A 6,117-nucleotide genomic window follows, 5' to 3' on the forward strand; every position below is an offset into this window, starting at 1 on the left:
CTTTAGATTTAAAATGACTTTCAAAAAATTCCATTGGTTTGTCGTTCGGTTATGCTGTTCTCAAATTACTGGCAACGGTTTTTGGTATGTTTTGTTGAGTGTTTAAGCTATAAATTTAGTAAATAATTACTGACCAAGAAAATCCGATAGGATTTTCGTAAGTGTGCTAAAACCAAACAATAAAATATACCAGTTGTTACCCAACGTTTTAATCTTAAATATTTAAAGTATGTCAAAATCAATAATATCAAATTTTAATCAATCATTAATCATATTTTTTGGTTCGTTTTTAATCGTAGATTATTTTAAGTCAATTCACCCAGTAAATAACCAACAATCCCCCCAAAAAGAGTTGCAGTTTCACAAGTACCAAGAACATCATTTAAACTCAAATAAGTTATGGGAGCGATAATAATCATTGCAATTGAAAACTTAAAAATCATTTCAGCCCAATTTGGTTTTTTAAATTCTTTAATGAAACCTTTAATTAATTCTGGATCTTTCGTTAATTCATCAAAAAACTTAAATGTATCTTTTTTATCAGTTTTTTCATTTTCACTTTTCGTTGGAGTTGGATTTTCTTTATTAAACTCATCTGAAGTTTTATTAATTATTTTTTCGATTTTATCAATAGTTTCTTTGTCAAAATCATTTTTTAAGTTTTCTGATAATTTTTCTCTAAAATTCATAGTTCGGCAATGTTGGGTAACGGTTTTTGGTATGTTTTGTTGAGTGATTTAGCTATAAATTTGGTAAATAATTACTGACCAAGAAAATCCGATAGGATTTTCGTAAGTGTGCTAGAACCAAACAATAAAATATACCAGTTGTTGTGGTTTGTATTACTCTCCTTTCATATAATCAATGTTACCTCTCGTACTATTATTTTACTCTTTTTAGTTTCTGCTGTGTTTATTATAAAAATTGTTTTATTACTGCTATCATCATCAAGGAGAGAAATCATAGCTTTTTTACCTAGTTTTCCCATAAAATCTTTACTTATTCTAAAAGTTACTGTTTCATTTACTCTTTAATTGGTCTACTAAATCTAACTTCTCTTAAGGTAATGGTTTCATTTTTAATTTCTTTTTTGTCAATTATAAATATTATTACATTTTGTTCCCAACTATTATCAGATTCAAAAGTTTTACATACCGCATTATAATCTGTATTTTTGAAAAAAGAATAATCTAGGAGTTTAATTGATTGTAAAAACGATTTATTTTTAACAATTATTTTAGGTTGTTTAGCACCTCTTTCTAAATCAAATTTACCAAAAAGATAGTGAGTAAATTTATACCCAGAATCTGTCATTATAATATTATCGTGTTTTTTTTCAGCAATTTTATAAATGTAAGAAGTTTTGATGTTTTCATTGGGGTATTTTTTTGATTTAAAAGATTTAAATGATTTTTTTGTCATTTCAAGTTCTGCATTATCAAAATGAATATATACTGTATCCATAATAGATTGTGAAATACAATTTAAGTGAAATAAGATCATAAGTATTGTTAAGCTTCTCAATTTCATTTTATAAACCTATTTCATTAATATTCGTAGTTACATCAATATTTTCAAAAGTATGTTTATTTTTATAATTTTTCATTGGTAATATAAACCACAACGGTTTTTGGTATGTTTTGTTGAGTGATTTAGCTATAAATTTAATAAATAATTACTGACCAAGAAAATCCGATAGGATTTTCGTAAGTGTGCTAGAACCAAACAATAAAATATACCAGTTGTTAGCTATAGTTTTTTATATTCAATTCCTAAATCTGTCATTATATTTTCTACCTTTTTTACTAAATTAGAAATTACAAAATCTGAAATAAGTTCATAAACGATATAGAAAAGTCCTCCTGCAATTGGCATTGTCAAAAATTCCATTTTCTCATTAAATCCATATTCGATAATCTGATAAATCGCAATACTTAAGGTCAATAATATAAAGATTATAAAAATCAAAAAAGTATTTCCAAATATTCCCTCTTTCACTTTACTCAAGATTAGTTTTCTATTCGTTAAATCATTATCATATCGAACTGTTTTTAAATTCAGTTTTACAATTGGATTATGATTAGGTTGAACATCTGTTATGAATGTAAATGTCTTAAATATATTCAATCCTCCTTTATCGGAAATCTCTCCTGATAGATTATTTCTTTTTTGAAATATACTAGTTTTGATTTCCTCATTAATAGAATTAATCAAACTGTTATTTTCATCTTTGATAAGATATTCTATCTTTTTCTCTTTCAATTTTTATCGTTTTTAATTATAGCTAACGTCCATTGTATGTTGCGTTTGTATCCCGAAGGGTGCAAATGAAATATACAAACTGTTGTGTACAGTTTTATTCCGTTATTCTTTTCTTTAAATCCATTCTTTCGTGCAATATTCTGGTTATTTCAACATAATCTGAATTTAAAGTTCTGTAGAATATTATGTGTCGATTTACTTTCATACCGAGAAGTTGTTTTGATATACCTTTATAGTTTTTTCCTAAATCAGGATTTTCAGCAATCTCTTGACAATTGGATATCAGTCCTTCATAATATTTGTCAGCTTGTTTTTCAGACCAAACCTCAAATGTGTAATCCCAAATCTTTGATAAATCCTCAACAGCTCTGTTAGTCAATCTATATTCAGCCATTCGAGCGTTTTTTGGCTTTAAGAGATTCAAGATGTTTTTCAGGGTCAAAATCGTGAGCTATTCCGCTGTCAATTCCTTCTTGAATTGCCTTCTTTAATGCAATCACTTTGCTTTCTTCTTCTTCTAAAAGCCTTAATCCAGCGCGAATAACTTCGCTAACATTTTTAAATCTTCCTTCATTGATACTATTTTGCACAAATTGATCAAAATAATTTCCGAGCGATATTGATGTGTTTTTATTCATTTGAATACTGATTTAATTCAAATATACCAAAAATTGGTATAACATCCAAATTTTTCAATTGTACACAACGTGTTTGTATATGGTTTGTTGCGTGGTTTAGCACGTAATTTAGCAAATAAAAACTGAATAGAAAATCCGAGAGAATTTTCGTAAGTAGGCTAGAACTAGCAATAAATTATATACGGTGTTGTAAAAAGTAGATTTTAGTTAATTGTAAATAATTCTATTTTTTAATACTCAAAATTATTAGTAATAGAATGCTGAAATACTCCAATTAATTATACTTTTATTCAAATTAGCTTGATGTGATTGTTTACATTTATATCATTTTGTGTATTTTTTATAAAATGCCTCCATTTTATTTACTTTTTGGATATTGTTTTCATAGATAATTATTTGTTCGTTTAATGATTGTACTTTTTCTTTATAATTATTATATTTTGTAGAACTATGGAATGAAATATCATCTTTTAATTTTTCTATTTCTTGTAAACAATCTTGGATATCATCTTTTCTTCTTTTTGTAAATCTATCTTTGACATTTTCAGATAAAATACTATCATTAAATTGATGAGTTCTTTTTTTAAGTTCCCAAGCATAATAGGAGTTTTCATCTGTAGTACTTCTTTTCAAAATGCTCATTAAAGCAATAGTTGTAGATTTAGTCCACAATTTAAGCGCCGTATAAGCGTTTTTGTGCGTTACTTCCCAATGGATACCTAAATATGCAATATCTTCAGGTGTTGATTCAGGAAATAGCTTTTGTTCGTCTACAAGTATCCAAAGAAATTCTCTAAATGAGTAACAAGAACGATGATATAGTAAGCATTCTCTTTCAATTATACCCTTAATTAATTCTACAGTTTCTTTACATTCGGTGGCGTAATCTTCTCGAGTGATACTATTTTTCTTATAACTACTATTGTTTAATTTAATGCTTTCAATATAAATATCTAAATCATATTTAAAACTTAAATTCATAAATAATTCCATTTATAATAATCTTATTTTTTCTTAATTGAAAATTTCTATTTTAGCGTAAACTCACTATTTTTTACAACGGTTTTTGGTATGTTTTGTTGAGTGATTTAGCTATAAATTTAGTAAATAATTACCGACCAAGAAAATCCGATAGGATTTTCGTAAGTGTGCTAGAACCAAACAATAAAATATACCAGTTGTTATGCACTGGCTTTTTAATCATTCAGTTGTTTTACTTTTACATAAAACCAAGGAACTGACTCAAATCCGTTTGACTTATCATTCATATAATCTACTATTTCCTTCCAATTATTGCACTCATCTAACAAACCATATTCATTTATTTTAATCTTAAATCTTTCTTTTAAATCATTTGATAAATCGTGACAATGAAAACTATGAAATTCTCCACTATTTTCTACACCTATTAAATCATAACCAAGAGTTTGTTCTTTATTGTTTTCTTGAAATCCATTTTTAAGGTTTTTAGAAATTCCTATTTCGCCAAAACTTGAATTTTCAGGGTTTAACAATTTTAAAAATTCGTTTTTTTCTGATTCTGGAAAATTAATACTTAAAATACGTGCTTGATTTTCATTTGGAAAGAATGATTCTTTATATTTTTTCAATGTTTTTAAATCAGCGAATGCACAAATCCACCCAATTTTGTTTTCCTCGAATTTTTGGTCAGACCAATTCTGAACTTCTATGATTAATTTTTCGTTGAGATTAAAATTTGATTTTGTTTCATTACTAACGTTTTTTCCATCTTCTGCCCACGAAATCGACCAAGCATCAAAATAAGAATCATTAATACAAGTGCTACACGTATGAATAAAAGAACCTTTTATTTTACCAAAATCTATCTTTTTCAGTTTAATTAAATAATATGCTCCTAAATAATATTTCATAATGTTGGTATCCGCTTGTGCATAACGGTCTCGTATAACCGTCAGTTACGGGTTAATATGCGTTAATTTTCGGTTTGACACAGACATTAGCAATTCCGCGTGGATTCGGACGTAGTCGAATCCGCCGTAATTGCGGTTATACATTGTTGTACGCTGGCTTTTTTCAGTTTTCAAATCCGTTTATATTTAGCACTTATTCTTAATTTCTCATTTTTATTCGGATAGTAAAAATTCAGTCGCCTGTCATTAAGTTTTACTGTCCAATTAAAGTCTGTTTTATTTCCATTCCGATATTCAGTCAGGATATAGTATTCTCCATTCCGAGTTATTTTTCCAATACTGATTTCAGGTTCGTATTCTTTATAGTTTTTCCACTCCTTTTTATTATTTACGTTCCAACTTTTCCACGTGAAAGTAGAGTCCGAATGAATAGTTATTTCAGTTATTCCGTACGAGTAAGCTGTACTATAATTATGGTCGTGTCTTAAATAAGTTCGGTCTGAATTTTGTCCGAAAGTATTCAGAGAAGTAAAAGTCAATATTAAAATCTGAAGTGTGTATTTCAATTCGGTTCTGTTTTTTCAGCTTGCGTACAACGGTTTTTGGTATGTTTTGTTGAGTGTTTAAGCTATAAATTTAATAAATAATTACTGACCAAGAAAATCCCTTTAGGATTTTCGTAAGTGTGCTAGAACCAAACAATAAAATATACCAGTTGTTGGCGTGTCGTTTTTTTTATCAATTTACCAACTCAAGCAAAATTTATTATCTCCGCCATTTTTATCAATTTTCATCCATCCGCTTTCAGCTCCGTATGTCCAAACTGCATAAAATTCAATTTCAATTTTATTCGAATCGTTTATAATCTTTAAATCATTAATTGAAGAAATTCTGCAAGTTTCATATCCTTTAGTATTTCTCACGTCTGTATCTAATATCCATTCTATTTTTCCTTTCTCCTTGTATAAAATTATCGGTGAAAGAGAATCGTTTCTGTTGTCTAGAATCAGCTCTCCTTTCTTTAATTTATAAATCTTATGATTATCAGTAATTAAATGGTTTTCAATTTTAATTGCTTTAAATGGGCCGTCATCCATTCCGCAACCAACATTGAATTGATACCAAACTATTCCGTGAAGAATAGTGTATCCTATTACTCCAATCGCTATAATTATCGTTATTCCAATAAGTGTTTTTTTAACAATTTTATTCATCATCATAATGCACGCCAACGGTTTTTGGTATGTTTTGTTGAGTTGTTTAAGCAATAAATTTAGTAAATAATTATTGACCTAGAAAATCCGATAGGATTTTCGTAAGTGTGC

General features: G+C 27.8%; 8 protein-coding genes. All 8 read right to left on the reverse strand.

Annotated elements, in window-relative coordinates; translation table 11 throughout:
• Positions 1–305: 305 nt before the first annotated feature.
• Complete coding sequence (locus BLU40_RS16835) at positions 306–689, reverse strand: hypothetical protein (protein ID WP_090126504.1); 384 nt, start codon at positions 687–689, stop codon at positions 306–308.
• Between the two features lie 334 nt (positions 690–1,023).
• Positions 1,024–1,464, reverse strand: coding sequence for a hypothetical protein (locus BLU40_RS16840; RefSeq protein WP_139170990.1), 441 nt, complete (start codon positions 1,462–1,464; stop codon positions 1,024–1,026).
• A 285-nt stretch (positions 1,465–1,749) separates the two neighbouring features.
• Entirely contained in the window at positions 1,750–2,262 is a 513-nt protein-coding gene (locus tag BLU40_RS16845; RefSeq protein WP_090126510.1) for a hypothetical protein, read from the reverse strand.
• Positions 2,263–2,356: 94 nt separating this feature from the next.
• Positions 2,357–2,656, reverse strand: a complete 300-nt coding sequence (locus tag BLU40_RS16850; RefSeq protein ID WP_090126513.1) for a type II toxin-antitoxin system RelE/ParE family toxin — start codon at positions 2,654–2,656, stop codon at positions 2,357–2,359.
• Positions 2,649–2,900 (reverse strand): type II toxin-antitoxin system ParD family antitoxin, encoded by a 252-nt coding sequence (locus BLU40_RS16855; RefSeq protein ID WP_090126516.1) that lies wholly within the window; start codon positions 2,898–2,900, stop codon positions 2,649–2,651. Before BLU40_RS16855 ends, BLU40_RS16850 begins: the two co-directional genes overlap by 8 nt.
• A 324-nt stretch (positions 2,901–3,224) precedes the next feature.
• Positions 3,225–3,881: a hypothetical protein gene (locus BLU40_RS16860; RefSeq protein ID WP_139170991.1), complete on the reverse strand. Its 657-nt coding sequence runs from the start codon at positions 3,879–3,881 to the stop codon at positions 3,225–3,227.
• Positions 3,882–4,096: 215 nt separating this feature from the next.
• Positions 4,097–4,792 carry a hypothetical protein gene (locus BLU40_RS16865; protein ID WP_090126521.1) on the reverse strand — a complete coding sequence of 232 codons (696 nt, stop codon included), beginning with the start codon at positions 4,790–4,792 and terminating at the stop codon, positions 4,097–4,099.
• A 743-nt stretch (positions 4,793–5,535) separates the two neighbouring features.
• Positions 5,536–6,024 carry a hypothetical protein gene (locus BLU40_RS16875; protein ID WP_139170992.1) on the reverse strand — a complete coding sequence of 163 codons (489 nt, stop codon included), beginning with the start codon at positions 6,022–6,024 and terminating at the stop codon, positions 5,536–5,538.
• Positions 6,025–6,117 lie beyond the last annotated feature (93 nt).

Origin of the sequence: Lutibacter oricola (assembly GCF_900106565.1) — a bacterium.
GTDB lineage: Bacteria > Bacteroidota > Bacteroidia > Flavobacteriales > Flavobacteriaceae > Lutibacter > Lutibacter oricola.